The sequence below is a fragment of the Lysinibacillus sp. GbtcB16 genome (assembly GCF_019091145.1).
Classification (GTDB): domain Bacteria; phylum Bacillota; class Bacilli; order Bacillales_A; family Planococcaceae; genus Lysinibacillus; species Lysinibacillus fusiformis.
In genome coordinates, this window is record NZ_JAGXJV010000246.1 from 1 (window position 1) to 310 (window position 310).

Below are 310 nucleotides of genomic sequence, written 5' to 3' on the forward strand. Positions count from 1 at the left end.
GACCTTGACGGTCGGCATCGGAACGGTGATGCAGGATGTCGCCAAGATCAGCTACTCGTATGAAGACGCCGTACTGGCGCTGGATTATAGGCTGATCCTGGGCAACAACCGGATCATATCGATCGATGATGTGGAGAAGCGCAGCATTGAGAAGATCCGGTTTGACGATGTGAAGGAGCACGTGTTGTTGCGCTGCATTAAGGTCGGCACGCATGCGGAAATTCGCGAGACGATCGACGAGCTGTTTCAAGGCATCGAAGGCGCCGGCACGGTGAAGGATTATCAGATTTATTTACTCGAAATTCTTACT

At 51.9% G+C, this 310-nt stretch carries 1 pseudogene; it reads left to right on the forward strand.

Features of this window, described 5'->3' with window-relative positions:
• Positions 1-310 (forward strand): annotated as a pseudogene (locus KVT27_RS24140) (response regulator); the annotation flags it as partial.